The organism is Paraclostridium sp., assembly GCF_051656405.1.
Taxonomy (GTDB): Bacteria; Bacillota; Clostridia; order Peptostreptococcales; family Peptostreptococcaceae; genus Paraclostridium.
This window is the reverse complement of sequence record NZ_JBOGBV010000019.1, coordinates 29,333-47,119: the sequence shown is the minus strand read 5'-3', so window position 1 is coordinate 47,119 and position 17,787 is coordinate 29,333. Positions and strand designations below refer to the sequence as shown.

The 17,787-nt window shown below is 28.8% G+C and carries 8 protein-coding genes and 1 riboswitch; of the genes, 5 read left to right on the top strand and 3 right to left on the bottom strand.

The features are described 5' to 3' along the window. The first annotated feature begins 114 nt into the window (after positions 1-114). Both ACRDDE_RS03090 and ACRDDE_RS03085 read left to right on the top strand, forming a co-directional pair. Complete coding sequence (locus tag ACRDDE_RS03090; protein WP_438625447.1) at positions 115-615, top strand: hypothetical protein; 501 nt, start codon at positions 115-117, stop codon at positions 613-615. Between the two features lie 48 nt (positions 616-663). After that, the gene (locus ACRDDE_RS03085) at positions 664-1,602 is read left to right on the top strand and encodes a DUF11 domain-containing protein (RefSeq protein ID WP_438625445.1); all 939 of its coding nucleotides are present in this window, start codon (positions 664-666) and stop codon (positions 1,600-1,602) included. Between the two features lie 41 nt (positions 1,603-1,643). On the opposite strand, the gene ACRDDE_RS03080 is transcribed toward ACRDDE_RS03085, so the two are convergent. Beyond that, positions 1,644-5,078, bottom strand: coding sequence for an isopeptide-forming domain-containing fimbrial protein (locus ACRDDE_RS03080; RefSeq protein ID WP_438625443.1), 3,435 nt, complete (start codon positions 5,076-5,078; stop codon positions 1,644-1,646). Positions 5,079-5,268: 190 nt separating this feature from the next. On the opposite strand from ACRDDE_RS03080, the gene ACRDDE_RS03075 reads away from it, so the two are divergent. Together ACRDDE_RS03075 and ACRDDE_RS03070 are read left to right on the top strand one after the other, a co-directional pair. Beyond that, on the top strand, positions 5,269-13,350 hold the full coding sequence (locus tag ACRDDE_RS03075; protein WP_438625442.1) for a hypothetical protein: 8,082 nt from the start codon (positions 5,269-5,271) through the stop codon (positions 13,348-13,350). Positions 13,351-13,474: 124 nt separating this feature from the next. Then, complete coding sequence (locus tag ACRDDE_RS03070; RefSeq protein WP_438625440.1) at positions 13,475-13,786, top strand: TIGR04076 family protein; 312 nt, start codon at positions 13,475-13,477, stop codon at positions 13,784-13,786. A 46-nt stretch (positions 13,787-13,832) separates the two neighbouring features. Here ACRDDE_RS03070 and ACRDDE_RS03065 read toward each other — a convergent pair whose 3' ends face one another. Both ACRDDE_RS03065 and ACRDDE_RS03060 read right to left on the bottom strand, forming a co-directional pair. Next, a complete protein-coding gene (locus ACRDDE_RS03065) occupies positions 13,833-15,269 on the bottom strand; it encodes an amino acid permease (RefSeq protein ID WP_438625438.1) in 1,437 nt (478 codons plus the stop codon). Between the two features lie 341 nt (positions 15,270-15,610). Beyond that, positions 15,611-15,780: riboswitch (Lysine riboswitch) on the bottom strand. Between the two features lie 217 nt (positions 15,781-15,997). Beyond that, a complete protein-coding gene (locus tag ACRDDE_RS03060) occupies positions 15,998-16,486 on the bottom strand; it encodes a spore coat protein (protein WP_438625437.1) in 489 nt (162 codons plus the stop codon). A 102-nt stretch (positions 16,487-16,588) separates the two neighbouring features. On the opposite strand from ACRDDE_RS03060, the gene ACRDDE_RS03055 reads away from it, so the two are divergent. Further along, complete coding sequence (locus ACRDDE_RS03055; protein WP_438625436.1) at positions 16,589-17,623, top strand: PocR ligand-binding domain-containing protein; 1,035 nt, start codon at positions 16,589-16,591, stop codon at positions 17,621-17,623. The last annotated feature ends 164 nt before the right edge of the window (positions 17,624-17,787 follow it).

Genomic DNA, 17,787 nt, shown 5'->3' with positions numbered 1-17,787 from the left:
TCTTTTTTATATTTTAATATGATAGTTATTTAAATTAAGGAGTTTACATATTATTTAATATATTGGATAAAAAGGATGTTATAAATTAAATATAAATAGTATGGAGAATATTATATGGAAGTAAATTTAAAAAAAATGAATTGTAAATTATCTTGTTTTGAAGAATTACCGCCTTTAGAGTATTTCAAGCAATTAAATGTATATCAAAATTTACATTTAAGCAGTAAAAATTTAGATGTTTCAAATATAGAAAATACAAATCCTAAAGTAGAAATATATTCAACTAAAATAATTGATACAAAGATAACTGAAAGTATAAAGGGTACGTCATTAGAGGGTCAACATTTAAGTGGCAAAAATCTTATTGTTGTAGGAAATATAAATATGAGTTTAATATTAGAATGTAGCACTAAAGGTAAAAAAAATAAAAGTGTTAAAAAGAGAGAAATTATTAACTTTAATATACCTTTTAGTACAGTTATTGTAATACCAGAAGATATATGTGCAACAAATACAATAAATTTGAGATATTTAATTGAAGATATAACCGTTGCTAAAATCAGTTCAAACCAAGTATTAGTAAGTGTTACTATATTAATACAATATATAGATTAATTTAACATTTATTAAAATGTAATTATACAAAATAGAAAAGGTGATTCAATGAGGGTTGTCAATGAATGTAGGGTTGATTTTAACTATAGATTAACTGAGAATAGTCCATTAGTGACTAGAACAAATTTTAGCAATGTAGTATCAACGGAAATAGTAAAAGATATGTTGCATGTAGAAAAGTTTGTAGATAAAAAATGCACATATGCATTTGATATACTAACATATAGTATAGTTATAACTAATACAAGTAATTTCACAATTACAAATGTATTCTTTAAAGATAAAATACCAAAAGGAACTGTTTTTATAGAAAACTCAGTAAAAGTAGACGATATCAAAAAAAGATGTTTAAGACCTGACAATGGTTTTTATATAAATAAAATAAACTATAGAAGTAGTGTAATCATAAGATTTAAGGTTATAGTTTTACCTCAATGTTTTACACAACCAATAACAAACTTTTCAACTATACAACAAAATTATATATTAAATATAGAGGAAGCACCTGTTAAATTAAATATTGATAGTAACATTGTAAGTAGTGAATTTCAGCGAAAAGTATTTAAACAAATAAACATATGTGAGAATATAAGGCTAAAAAAAGATATTATTAAAATTTTAAAATATGAGGTTAATGTAAAAGTCTTAAGGTTAAAAATAGTAGATAGCCCAATTAATAGAACTAATAAAAAGAATAAATCTAACATGTGTAACTTAGTTGTTATCGGATCTATAGAGTATAAAATACACTTTTTATCTGGAAATAAACAAAATAATAATGAGAATATGATTAGATATCAATTTGGATTTTCATCATATTTAATGACACCTATAGGAATTTCATACATAAAAAATGAAAATATAAAAATTAATGTGGATTATGCTTCAGCAAATTTAGTAAATAAAAATTTGATAGTTACTAGCACAAATTTATATATGTATTTTGAAGATAATTTAAAAACAAATAAAAAGTTAAATCCCTTATAAAAGATTAAAAGATAATCTTAATATAAGGGATTTTTTTCACTTTAAAAACTTGGATCTATATTTAATACAGTTTGTTCAGGATAAGGATTAGTAACTGATTTAGCAGTTACTATAAAATCATATCTAGTTCCAAGTGGATTATTTGAAGGAATTAAAGCATTTATTTGAATAACCTTAGTTGTATTAGGTGCTAAATTTGACATTATAGGTAATGTTTGTTGGTATAGTGTGTTTTTTGGAATATCAGCTATTTTAACATTATCTATATACAGTGTGTATGGTATTCCTACTTTTTGTATTATCAATGTGAAATCATCATAACCGCCACCTGTGTTTTTGAAGTAGTCTAATATAACCGCAGTATTACCAGGCTGTGTAACTATAAATGAAGTAGAATCATTTATTTTGGTTAATGGATCTGGAGTAAGTGATACACCAGGAGCTAAAGTACAAGTTACAATATTACTTTTTTCACCACTGTAAACTTTTGAAGGGGATATATCATTATAATAAGATACAGCAGTTGCTTGTGTAGCTATAGAAGTGCCAGCTCTAAGTGTTGATTGAGGAACTACTGTAAAGTATACATATCCAGTTGTAGAAGCATTTAACTGAGAGATAGATACAATGATTTTCTTTGAAGTTGAGTTGTAAGAAGCGTTACAAAATACTGTTGTATTTACTTCATAGAATAAGAAGTTTCCACGTATAGGTATCTCTATAGTTCCATTTACAAGTTTAATAGAACTGTTATTTTGGAATGTTAATTTAAATTGCATTACTGAATTTATATTTATATTTGCATTTTGATTATATACTGTAGAGTTTGATTTATCAGTTGCGGTTAAATTTAAAACTAAATTAGGATGATTTATAGTTACGGTTAAACTTTTACTAATACTAGAAAAACTTCCTCCTTGGACCTGTTGATATAAACATTGTATAGTATTAGATTGAGTTGATATTGTTGAATTTAAACTTTTATTTGCATTAGTAATTTTACACACCATAGTATAATTGATTGTTTGTGAATAGTTTCGAGCATCTACAGTACCTTCACTAGGGAATGTTACTATATTAGAGGAAACTGTTGGAGTAATAGGAACATTGTTTCTTGTAGTAGGGCCTACATAAGATTGACCACCACTTGGTAGAGTATCTTTTATATATATACCATAAGCAATAGTTCCTTGAGGAACAGTCACTCCTATTAAATAAGTTATATTAGATCCAACTTTAAACAAGTCTGATATATTAGTTTTTGAAAGTGATATAGCTAGTGAAGATAAAGTTATAGATGCGGTTTTAACAAGGTTAGAGTATTGATAATTTGAAGAACCTTCTTCATAAACTTGTGAGTAAGGATTTGTATTAGTAGCTGTAGTTGTTATGCTAACTCCAGGAGCTAATACAGAGCTTATTGTAACCTTATAAGTTAAGGTTAAGGATTGACCGGGGGCTAGCTTGTTTATGCTCACAACTATATTATTATTTTGTATATTTATAGAAGAATAACTTCCTGAACCACTAACCTTTAAGCTACTTGAGTCAAGTGTAAACCATGATGATAAAGTATCACTAAGTGTAAAGTTAAACGCATCTGTTTCAGTTCCTAAGTTGTTAGTATTAGATATAGTAACTGAGTAGGTATAAATTTCATTTGATTTTATAGCATTTTTATTAGGACCATCTACAGATTTAGTTAGTTGTAAATTTGGAGCACCTATATTGAAGTTCACTTGTGCTCTATTGCTATAAGCATATCCATATGTGTTTGTTCCCTTTAACTTCATTAGGTTTGCATTTTGTGTAGATGAACCTAGCTGAGCTATTGGAACTTTAAAATTAATTGTAGCGGATGACAATCCTGGAATGTCACCATAATAAAAGTCTACACCATGAGGACTTATAAGTTTAGGAGAACTAATTGGATTATATCCTGTGTATACATAATTTAAGTTATTTATAGGATCTGCTGAAAGAGGGAAGAAATCATCTATATAAACTTCTTTTTGCATAGCTTTCAAGTTTGAAGCATTATATGATAATAAATATTCAGCTAAATCCCCTGGAGCTAGAGTATTTATATTTTTAGGAGTTCCATCTTTATAGTATCCTTTTACAAATTGTTTTGTTATAGAACCCACGCTTATACTAGAAGATACACTAGAACTATCTGTTACTGTAGATAATGGACCAATAAGAATACCTGATATATTTGTAGTAGCTAAAAATGGATCAGATGCAACTACAGGAAGATTTAAAGATTGACTGTCTTTTTTATATCTATAATAGCTATCAACTTTTGCAGATATCGTAATAGTTTTAGTTGAGTTTTGAGTAGCTAAGCTAAAGTTATATGTTAAATTAAAGCCTTGAAGTATTAGGTCATCAACAACAGATGTAGGAGTCGATGAACTAGAAATATAATATATTCCGTCTGGTAAAAAATAATTAACAACTATATTTTGAATATTATAATACTGACCAACTTTATACACATAAGTATATGTTACAGTGCTTTGAACATCTATCAAACTTTTACTTATAGATGTAGTAATGATTAAATCCATAGCAGAAAAGCTAGTATTACTATCTGAACTTGAAACAACAAGTGGATCAGCTGAGTTCATATTTATAAGCATATTTAATAATGTTCCATGAATTATAAAATTGCCTTGATTATTATTATATTGATTCCATACAGCATAATTAAAAGTTAAAGTTGTGGTACTACTTACGGATAGATTAATATTTCCGTAATAAATTTGAGTATAAATTTTACCATTTATACTTACAACACTGATAGTAGGATTTACAAACTTTGAGGAATCTGTACCTGATACATTAATATTTCCAATATACCTAATACCATCTTCTAATAAAATAGATATATTTACTAAAGATGTAGAATTGGAATTATTATAAAACTTACAAGTTGCAGTATTAACTTGAGTATAATCATTTGAAGAAATTGAAGTGCCTGCTCCTTTTAGTACTTTACCTGCAGTAGAAATCGTGCTATAAAATCGCACTGTTTTAAAAGTCATATCGATTTGTTGCGTTATAACTTCATTTCCTATATCATAAATTCCTCTTGGCATAGTATCAACTTGGCAAGAAACAGTGATTCCTGAAAATGTGTAGTCAAAAGGAATTGTTGTTCCATTTTTAAACTTAGTATTACATTTTACAGTGATCGAAAAAGTATAATCAACTTCAAGAGGTGCTAAATCTTTTAAATTAATCCAAGAGTAAGTAATGCTATTATCTGCATTAGTTACACTAGATGTTTGTGTTATAGTTGAGCTAGAAAGCACCATACCATCAGGAAGTTTTAAAAACAAACCTAAATTATATAATCTTTGAGATGTACTTAAATTTTTAATCTTTATGTTAAACGTAGATGTATTGCCGACCAATATAGGTATATTTTGGGTCTTATCAATAGTCATACTCAGTATATTTGAAGACATGAAATCACTCCTTTTAATAAAATATATTCAATCTAAATACTTTGTGATACGACAAATTATTCAAAACTAAAATTAAAATTAAAAATAAATAAAATAGGCAACTAAAAAGGGGCATATCAATAGTATATATGAGGGTTATTTTAAAGTTATTAAACCTTACAAGTATAATAGAAAATTAGGAGGAGATATTGTGTCGTTAACACCCAGATTTACAGCTATAGATAAAGCTGTATTAGTAGCTACAGGAAATAGCTTTGTAGTATGCGGAAGTACTACAGCTACAGGAGCAAATACATCTGATATGATAAAACCAGATGGAAGCATAACAAGAGATTGGTCAGAAGCTGGAAGTACAGCAAATTTAAATATATTACCAAATAGTACAATATTATATGCGGAGCTTTTATGGTACTCAACTGTAAAAAGTAATGTACAAGGTGCACAAGATCTTAGAAGTATACAAGACAATTCAATAACTTTTACAACGTCAAAAGGAAGCTATCAAATTTCACCTCAATATACAGATACAAATACAGCTACATCGGGAGCTATAGACAGATATAGAGCGGCAGATGTAACATCATATATACAAAATTCTTTATCAGGAAATTATACAGTATCAAATGTGCCAATAAGTGTTCCAGACACTGGATTAAGTAATAGTAGAGGAGGGTGGACGCTTTCGGTAGTTTATAGAAATGACATTTTACCACCTCAAAAGGTAATGTACTTATCAGGTATATCAGTAGCAAAACCGGGATCTCCTTTACAAACAACTATTTCAGGATTTACAACAAGTTCAGATATTTCAAAACTTAAAGGAAATGTGTTTATAGCGTGTGCAAATGGCGAGCCAATAAATGGCGATGATTTTGCTTATGCAGGACCTTCTTTTGCTAATCTTAGCAATATAGGAAACTCAGTAAATAGTCCTAATCCAAACCCTGGAACTGCACCAAACAATCCTGGGAACAACTTTTTTTCAGGATTAATAAACGTAGTTAATCCATTAAATAGCAACAATGGATTATTAAATATAAATGGAACTAATGGAAATAACAATAATGATGGATTCGTTCCTACTCAAAAACTAGGAGCCAGAAATAAATGGGATATAACTAATGTAGATATAACTAAAACCTTAGTTCCAAATCAAACATTATTAGCGGGGCAAGTAAACTCAGTTGAGACTGGAGATGGGGTACAACTTGTAGCAGTCGGAACACAATTAAATGTAAATGCGCCTAATATTATAACCAACCTAGATGTGTACGATATAGATGGGGATGGAGAGTATAATATACAAGTTGGAGAGCCTTTAGTATATGCATTAAGTATAAAAAATGATGGGGCAGTAGATGCGAACAATGTTATTATATCAGCAAATTTAGATTCAAGTACTACATTTATACCTGGGTCTGTAACTATAAATGAAGTTTCATATCCATCAGCAAACATATCTGCTGGAATAAATTTAGGAACTATACCAGCAAAAGGTATTAAAAATGTATTATTTACAGTTAGAGTAGACTCAGTACCAAATGGAGGATTACTTCATCAAAATGTAAATTACAATTATCAATTTATATCAGGTGTGGATAATATTACGAATTATGCAACTACAAATACTATAGAGATAATTGTTCAAGATGGATTATTATCAATTTCAAAAGCTTCATCAAAATCAACAGCGGTTATAGGGGACACTATAACTTATACAGTTGATATAAAAAATATTGGAACAGAAATAGCTAAAAGTATATTTTTCCAAGATAAAATAGATTTAAATTGTTCATTTGTAGATGGAAGTGTAATTATTGATGGAACAGAATATACAGAATATAATCCCGTAGATGGAATATCACTTCCTGATTTACCTGTAGGCGCATCTACAAAAATAGTTTTCCAATGTAAAGTAAACTCACTGCCAGCTTCGACTAAGGTGTATAATAATGCTTGTGTTTCATTCGGGTATATATTTAATCAGTATGGATATTTAAGAGAAAAAACTATATTCAGCAATACTACATCTACAACAATTCAGTATGTAGATATTATAGGAGAAAGATGCAATAATAATAATTATCCAAAAGTAGGAGACACAGTAACTTACACATTAAGTTTAACTAATACAGGTAATATAAATGCAGATAATGTTCAAGTATTAGAGCCAACAATACCAGGAGCAAGCTTTGCAAATGGAAGTGTTAAAATAAATGGAGAAATAGAGCCAACACTAAATCCATTTAATGGATTTGAATTACCAAATCCAATTCAACCTAAAGAAACAACTGAGGTAGAGTATAAAGTTTTAATAAATGAACTTAATCCAGCTAACTTAATAGAAAATATAGCACAGGTTCCATTTAAATATCAAATATCTACTGAAAGTGGAGTTATACAATCAGAGAAAGACTCTAACAAAGTAGATACAATCGCAAATTATACATGTATGAATATTGTGGAGAGTGTTGACAAAGATTATGCAACTATAAATGATATTTTATACTACAAAGTTGAGATAACTAATAATGGCAACATAAATTCTACAAATACAGTATTTTTATCTAATATACAATCAGAAACTTCATTTATTGCAGGTTCAGTTAGTATAAATGGGATATCATATCCTTCATACAATCCTAACCAAGGATTTACATTAGGAACTATTTGTTCAGGGGAAACTATAGAAGTTTTATATCAAGTGAAAGTAAATTCAGTACCTAACCCAAATATAGTTTATAATCAATCAGATTTAGTATACAGCTACCAACCTGATCCTAATGGAAATATATTAACAAATACAATTTATAGTAACATTGTTCAAACAATTATAAATAAAGCAGCATATACAGTGACAAAATCTGTAGATAAAGCATATGCACAACCTGGAGATTATATAGTTTATACAACAGTAATTCAAAATACAGGAAATGTAGATTTAACGAATATCAAATTTGTGGATTTCTTAGGAATATATTTATCTTTCTATGAAGGAAGTTTATATATAAATGGTATAAATTATCCAAATTATAATCCAAACACACAGTTTCCAATAGAAAACTTAAAACCTGGGGATACTGCAACAATAGTATTTGTAGCAACAATAGTTGGAAATACTCCTGTTGGATATATTCCAAATACTTCAGAAGTTACAATTAGCTACAAACAAACACCATATAGCCCAACAGTAAGCAAAACTGTATATTCTAACACTGTAAAAACTTATGATCCATATGCTCAAATAGATATTGTAAAAAGTGTAGATAAATCATATGCAGGAGTAGGTGAGAATTTAACTTATTCATTTACAGTTGAGAATAATGGAAGCGCAAGTGCAAACAATGTTATTTTCTCAGATATACTTCAATCTCAAATATCTTTTGTTTCAGGATCGGTTTATATAAATGGAGTAAATAAACCAAATTATAACCCTGAGTCTGGATTTAGCTTAGGCACTATTAATATAGGTCAGGTTGTAAATATCGAATTTAAAGTTAAAGTAGAAAGTTTACCAAATCCTAATACTATTAAAAATAGCGCAACAGCATCGTATAGTTACTATATAGACCCGAATCAACAGCCAATATCAAAAACATCAACAAGTAACACCGTAACAACTATAATAAACTCATATTCAGCAACTTTAACTAAATCAGTAAATAAATCATATGCGGTTGTAGGAGATGTACTTGATTATGAAGTTGTAGCGAGCAATACAGGAACAATACCACTAACAAATGTAACTTTCAAAGATTTAATTCCAAATGGAGCAGCATTTGTAGATGGATCTGTATTTGTGGATGGAACTAATAAACCAAGTGCAAATCCTAATAATGGATTTACGATAAGTGATATTTTACCTGGAGGAAATGTTGTTGTAATGTTTAAAGCAACGGTAACTAGCGTTCCTAATCCTCCTCAAATCAACAATAGTGCAAGTATCAACTTTAAATATCAATTAAGTCCAACAAGTCCATACATTGATGGAAATTTAACTAGTAATACAACAACCACAAATATAAGAAATATAAATGTAACCAATACAAAGAGTGTAGATAAAACTTATGCAACAGTAGGAGATAAATTAACTTATACTTCTGTAATAACTAATAATAGTAATATAAATATAACAGACACTATGTTTACAGATTTAGTGCCAAACAATACAACATTTGTAAGCGGTTCTGTAAAAATTGGATCTACAGCATATCCAGATTATGATCCGAATGTAGGATTTACATTAGATACTATAACACCAGGGTCATCAGTTACTGTGAAATTTGATGTTAATGTTGAATCTGTTCCGAACAATGGATATGTAACTAACACATCAAATATTAACTATTCATATAAGATAGATCCAAATGGAAGCAGTATAGTAAGTAATGTAACTAGTAATTCGGTAACAACTTATATAAGATTAGGAAATCTAACAGTTACAAAGGCAGCGGATAGAACTGTAGTTAGATTAAACAATATAATAACTTATAGTTTTGTTATATATAACACAGGAAATACTATATTAAAGAATTTAATGTTTACAGATATGATTCAAGAAGAGTCTGTATTTAATGATGGGTCAGTATATGTAAATGGAGTAAATAAACCAAGCTATAATCCAGAAACTGGATTTAGCTTAGAGGATATAGATATAGGGCATCAAACTACTGTTAGTTTCACTGTTATAACAGAGCAATTACCATTAGATAATAAACTATTGAATAAAGCAACTGTTCAATATTCTTACTATGTAGATCCTAATGGAAGCCCTACTACTAAGTCAAAAGACTCAAATACAACTACTGTTTATGTGTATGATACTATAGTATCTGCAAGTAAATCAGTTGATAAGAGTATTGCAAAATTAGGAGATACTTTAAACTTTAGTATAGATGTAACTAATGAAGGGAATGTACCTGCCCAATTCGTGGAATTTATAGATAACTTAGATACTCATTTAAAATTTGTAAAAGATTCAGTTTATATAAATGGGCAACAAAAAATTGGCTATGACCCAAGTAATGGTTTTTTATTAGATGATATAGAACCGAATACAACAACTACAGTAACTTTCAAAGCTACTATAGATAGTAGACCTTTAGATAACACTATTTATAACTTTGCTACTATAAATTATAAATATACAGTAGGTAGTGAATTAGTAAATGCAACGATAAATACAAATACAACAATGACGTTTGTTGCAGTTGGAGAGTTAACACTTACAAAATCAGTAAATACAAATTATGCTACAGTTGGAGATAATTTAAGTTATTCAGTAATGATAAAAAATACTGGATCAGTTAATGCAACTAATTTAACATTTACAGACTTAATGCCAAGTTCAACTTCATTTAATAGTGGAACTGTAGTAGTAGATGGAATACCTAAACCAACTTTCAATCCTATTGATGGATTTGCATTAAGTGATTTAACACCAAATCAATATCATGTAGTATCATTTAGTATTCATGTAGACTCAATTCCTCAAAGTGGAAAAGTAGAAAATACTGCAGATGTAGAATTCACTTATAAATTAACTCCAAGTGATGATCCAGTTACAATAACATCTACATCTAATAAAGTTACTACTTTTATCAATTTAGGTTTATTAAACCTTACAAAATCAGTAGATAAGATGTACGCAACTATAAATGATGTATTAACGTATACAATAAATATAGTAAATCAAGGAAATGCAACTTGTTCAAATGTCATATTTAAAGATTTAGTCCAAATAGATGCAAGTTTTGTAAATGGATCTATTTATGTAAATGGAGAAAATAAGCCAGATTATGATCCTAATGCAGGATTTAGTTTAACCGATATAATTGGATATGGAAATGCAACAGTTAGTTTCAAGGTTAAAGTAAATAGTATACCTACTGGAGACTATACTTTATACAATACTGCTACAACAAATTATAGTTATAAGATAGACCCAGATAATACTCCGGTATCAAAACAATCAACAAGTAATACAGTAAGTACTGTTATAAATGTAGGATCATTAAGTGCAACAAAATCAGTTAGTAAATCATATGCCACAATTGGAGATGTATTAACATATACAGTTAATATATTAAACAATGGAAATGTAATTGCTAATAATGTAAACTTTAGAGATGTTATACCAACAGGATTAACTTTTGTTACGGACTCTGTAACTATAAACGGAGTATTAAAACCGGGATTTGACCCATATTCAAGTTTTACCCTAGGTGATATAATATCAGGAGATACGATTGTTGTTAAATTTGATGCAACTGTAAGCTCACTGCCTACACCTTCATTAATTAGCAATATAGCTAACTTAACATTTGCATATAAAATAGACCCTAATGGAAGTGATTTATATGGGCAAACAAATTCCAACAAAGCAGATACTCAAATAAACTTAGGTTCACTGAATTTAAATAAGACTGTAAATAAAAGTTATGCTACAACAGGAGATACAATAATATATACAGTGGTCGTAAATAACAATGGAAATGTAAATGCAACTGATGTAATTTTCTCAGATAACTTACAATCAGATGTAACATTTAATACAGGATCAGTTAAAATAGATGGAGATATTTATGAAGATTATGATCCGAATCAAGGATTTAGCTTAGGAACTATAGAACCTTTAGGTAGTGTAACTGTTTCATTTACTGCTACTGTAATACAACACCCAACACATGACTCAGTACTAAACTATGCGGTAGGAACATTTAATTATAAGGTTAATCCTAGTGGCCAAAATTATAGCAAATCATCAACGTCAAATACAGTTTATACTATTATAGTTTATCCAAAACTAAGTATGTCTAAGACTGTAAACAAATTATATGCGACTTTACAGGATATATTAAATTACAACGTATTAGTTAAAAATGATGGAAATACAACTATATCTAACTTAGCATTTGCAGATACGTTATCAAATGGAGCTATATTTAAGCCAGGAACAGTAACAATAGATGGTATTAGTTATCCTGATTATGATCCAATAGCAGGATTTAACTTACCAAATAATCTTATAGCAGGAAATACATCTTTAGTGCAATTTAATGCAACTGTAAACTCTGTACCAACACCACCACAAGTAACAAACTACGCAACATCAAATGGCGTATATAAAGTAGACCCACAAGGTGGAAACTATCCTATATCAGCAACATCTAATACAGTAACAACTAATATTAATGTGGGTAGTTTATCTAATACAAAATCAGTAGATAAGTTATATGCAAAAGTAAATGATACGATAACTTACACTTCAACTATTATTAATACAGGAAATGTAAATGCAACTAGCTTAAGATTTACCGATTTATTACAATCAGAATTAAGTTATGTATTAGGAACTGTAAGAATAAACAATGTTTTATACCCAGCGTTAGATCCAACTTTAGGATTTGATTTATCAGATTTAGCGCCTAATCAAACAGTGACAGTTACTTTTGATGTTAAGATAAATTCTTTACCGGTACCAGATTATGTAACAAATACTTCTCAAATTCAATTTAGTTATAAGATAGATCCTAGCGGTACAGTAGCAACTAAAACTCAATCAAGTAATTTAGTGACAACTAATGTAGTTTTAGGAAAACTTAATGTAGTTAAAACTGTAGATAAAGCAATAGCTACAATAGGAGATATATTAAACTATACTATAACTCTTACAAATGTAGGAAATGTTATAGATAATGAAGTTCTATTCCAAGATACTCCATCTACTGGTGCTCAATTTAAAGCAGGTTCTGTAATTGTAAATGGAGAAAGTAAACCAAGTTATGATCCTACAGTTGGATTTAGCATAGGTGACATAGGAATAGGAAACGTGGTAATAGTTCAATTTAGTGCAACTGTGACTTCAGTTCCTGCTTCTAATAAAGTAACTAACCAGGCTGTTATACCATTTAAATATTTAGTAGATCCAAAACAGCCTCCATATAGTGATACAGCTTACTCAAATACAGTAACTACTAATATCGCTTATGGTAATTTAAATGTAACTAAGTCTGTAAATAAAAAATATGCGACTATAGGTGAAAAATTAACTTATACAATCACAATTGAAAATGTAGGAAATATAAATGCTACTGATGTAGTATTTGTAGACTATACTCCTCATAACTCTATATTTGTATTAGGAACTGTAACTGTAAATGGTGTTCCTCATCCAGATTACAACCCATCAGCAGGATTTAATTTAAATACTATGGTTCCTGGTCAAATTATAACTGTTGTATATCAAGTTCAAGTAATAGATTTATGTTAATATAAATTATTTTAATCTCGAAGTTATTAATAACTTCGAGATTTTCTTTTTATTTGTGTTTATATGAAATAAGTTTTAGTTTAGAATATAGTTATTACATAAATTTTTTATGGAGGGGAATAAAATGGAATCACAAAAGTATTCAGATATTAAAATAACGATATTAAAAAAATTAAAGGTAAATGATATTTTTGTAGAATATGCAAAAGAAAACATGCCATTAGTTTGCGCTAAGGGTGAAGTTGGAGATGAATTTATATCAAAAGATTGCGAAATGCCAGAACGTTTTTGTAAAGGGGCATGGGAAGGATTAAAAAGTAAAGTTGAATTTTTGGCATCAGGGAAAAACAGTCCTTATGTAAAACAAGAAGGGGTTGCAATACATTCTTGTAATGATGGATTACACCCTGTTATATATAAATTAGAAAGAATATAAAAAAAGACTGATTTAAAATCAGCCTTTTTTTAGTTAATCAATATATTTAATTATTATTTATATTTTCGTCAAAAGTTAAGTCAACTTCATCTAAAGATACAACTTTAGTTTTATGCTTGATTTTATATCCAACATATAAACCTATGAATAAAGGAATACCTATATACGAAGCTATTAAACTATGCCAGTCAACTCCATTTGGAGATATACAAGAATATCCTTGACCTAATATTATTATCAAACACATTATAAGTGCTAATATAGGTCCAAATGGATACCATTTAGCTTTAAACTTTAATTCTTTTAAACTATGACCTTGATGTATATATGCTTTTCTAAATCTATAGTGACAAACTGCTATACCAACCCATGCTATAAATCCAGCAAGTCCAGATGCAGCAACCAACCAAACATAAACTGTACTTTCTGCAAATATACCTGTTAAGAAACATGCAGAAGCTACTAATGTAGTTAATATTAATGCATTTACAGGAACCCCTCTGTTATTAGTTTTTGCAAAAACTTTAGGGGCAAGACCTTCTTTAGCCATTGAATATAGCATTCTAGTTGATGCATACATACCTGAATTACCTGCAGATAAAACAGATGTTAATATTACTGCATTCATAAGTGAAGCAGCACCAGCTATTCCTGCTTTTTCAAAAACCATAGTAAATGGACTTTCAGAAACACCAGCTTGAGTAAAAGGTATAATAGCACCTAAAACAATTATAGTTCCTAGATAAAATATTAATATTCTCCAAAAAATTGATTTTACAGCTTTTGGTATAGTTTTCTCCGGCTGCTCACTTTCTCCGGCTGCAACTCCTATAAGTTCGGTACCTTGGAATGAAAAACCTGCAACTAAAAATATAGCAAATACAGATTTTATACCACCATGAAATGGTCCATCGGCTATAAAGTAATTATGGAATCCTATTTCATCAGAACCCATTACACCAAGTATCATTAACACACCTATTATTAAAAATATTATTACAGTTACAACTTTAATTCCTGCAAACCAATACTCAGATTCACCATATGCTTTTGCTGATAAAAAGTTTAATCCTACAATTATAGCTAAGAAAAATATACTCCAATAAAATCCTGGGACATTAGGGAACCAATATTTCATAATTAATGATCCTGCAACCATTTCAGCAGCTATAGTTATTGCCCAGTTATACCAATAGTTCCACCCAAGTGCAAAACCAAGCGCTGGATCAATAAACTTTGTAGCATAAGAGCTAAAAGAACCAGATATAGGCATATATGTTGCCATCTCACCTAAACTAGTTATTAAGAAATAAACCATTATTCCTATTAACCCATATGCTAATAAAGCACCACCAGGACCTGCTTGGTGAAGAGTATCACCCATTGCAAGGAATATACCTGTCCCAATCGATCCTCCTAGAGCAATCATATTTAGATGTCTAGCTTTTAACCCTCTTTTTAAATCTTGATTTTCATTACTCATTTTACTTATCCTCCTTATGGTGTTAGTTTTCCATAAGTAAGTAACTAAGATAATAAATCTTTATGAAAATAAAAAATTCACTTCGCTCATGTCGCTCAAATTTCATATCGTCAACGTCCACTCGGTAAACTCGTGTCCCGTTACTCAAACGACTTCGTCCGTTGCTCAAAAAGCTTTTTTACGCTCAAAATATATTATATGGATATAACTAAGTTTCATAGGTTATCTACGAATTTTGAATAATTATAATCCCTTAAGCGTAAAAAAAGCCATGAGACTATGCTCATGACTTTATACGAAAAAATTCATACTAACTAAGTATGATGATACCGTACGCTTTCATTGAAAATAGCACTCCACAAAATGTGACAGTCTTATATATATTTTATATAAGCCCAGTAAACAGTGTTAAAGCTATTAACTATTTACTTCGGCGAAATTTCCTTTCATATTACTTCATCGAGCTTACCTCCATAATACTACTAATAAGTTTCGCGCCTCTATCTCAGTTATCTACTTGTTGTATACAATTATAAAACAAATTTGAAATAAGTCAATAAAAAAAATTATATTAGCAAAGTTAACTATTTTCAGATGATTTATAAAAATGAGAAAAATTAAGTTAAATTGGTAAAGAAAATCATTGATATACCGATAATATATAAATATTTAGTGCTATAAAAATAGTTAAGGATGTGATCCATTAATTGATATCACATCCTATTTTTCTAGTTATACATATTATGTTGACTCATGTAATTGTAAAGTTTTTCTCCGTGTTCTTGTTCTTCTTTTTGAATATGATTTAAAACTTGGCGTACATTTTTATCTGCAAACTCAAATATAGCTGTATTATATGTAGATGATACATATTTTTCAGTACTAAGTGAGTCTTGGCATAACATTTTATCTTGCTCATTAGAAGCATTCATTTGTGATGATTGTAAATTCATATTAGGCATAGTATTTGAATTTTGCATATTTGAGTTTTGAGTTCCTTGGCTTTGACCTTGATTAACGGTAGGAACAGTACCACTTAAAATTTGATTTATTGAAGTTAAGTGTTGTTGTTCGTGTTGAGCAAGTTCATTAAATAAACTTTTTAGTTGTGGGTCTGAAGCTTTTTGAGCATATTCTTGATATTTTTGAACACATAATTGTTCATGGCTTTTTTCATCTTCTAATAACATTTTTTCTTTAGCAGTTAAATTTAACATAAAATCCACCTCCACTAAATAGTCTGCATAATAAACAATATATTATTCATATATGATAAAATTAGTACATGATATAAAATTGCCTTTAAAGGAGTATGAAAAGTGAGAAATGAAAATTTAAGTCTAAATAAGATAATAGATTTCAAAAAATGGGATAATTTACAAGATTATCTTTCGCTAGTTACGAAAATGGCAATAGTTATAGTGGACTATAAAGGAAATCCGATAACTAAACACAGTAGATGCCACAAATTTTGTGAGTTAGTAAGAGGTAATTCTAAGTTATCAAAGTACTGTGAAAAATGTGATTCAAGAGGTGGGTTAGAAGCTGTGCGAATGAATAAACCATATATATATTTATGTCATTATAATATAGTTGATGTTGCTATACCTATTATAGTTGATGAAAAATATATAGGTGCAATAATGGCAGGGCAAGTGAGAATAGATGATTATGAATCAACAGATATGTTAGAACAAATATTAAAAGTTCCAGATAAAGTACTAAAACAAGATGATATCTCAAATCAACTTAATCAATATTATAATGAGCTACCTGTTTTATCATATAAAGAAGTAGAAGATACATCTAATATGTTATTTTTACTATCTAATTATATAGTAGAAGAGGCATTAAATAAAAATTTGATTTTAGAGATGTATGAAAAAACTATGAAAAATGGAATAGAAATAGATAGTAAAACTTTTAATAGATATAGTATCAAAAATATAGAAAGTGTTAAAAAAGAAATTTCTAATGCTATTGTGAATAGATATATAACTTATGATCACAAAGAAGACAGCGAAGAAATTAATGTAAGCAAAACTTTAAAGCCAGCAATACAATATATATATAACAATAAAAGTGAAAATATATCAATGGAGAAGATGGCAAAGCTATGCCATGTTAGTCCTAGCTATTTTAGCAGACTATTTTCAAAAGAAATAGGTGAGAATTTTTCAACATATATATCAAAGCTTAAAATTAAATGGGCAAAAGCTCTTTTAGAAGAAACTGATATGACAATAAATGAAATCAGTGATGAACTTGGATTTAGCGAGTCTGGATACTTTATAAAGATATTTAAAAAGTATGAAGGTGTAACCCCAAATTTATACAAGAAACATCTTAGATAATAGATAAATTGAATTTGTTAAAAAAATTTCGAAAAGTACATAAATTCCAATTATATAATTTTACATCAAAAAATTACGGTTTTAAATCGTAATTTATTAACATCTATGTCCAATGCATTTTTGGGAAAACGGTATTATAATTAAGTTAACTTAAAAAATAATAT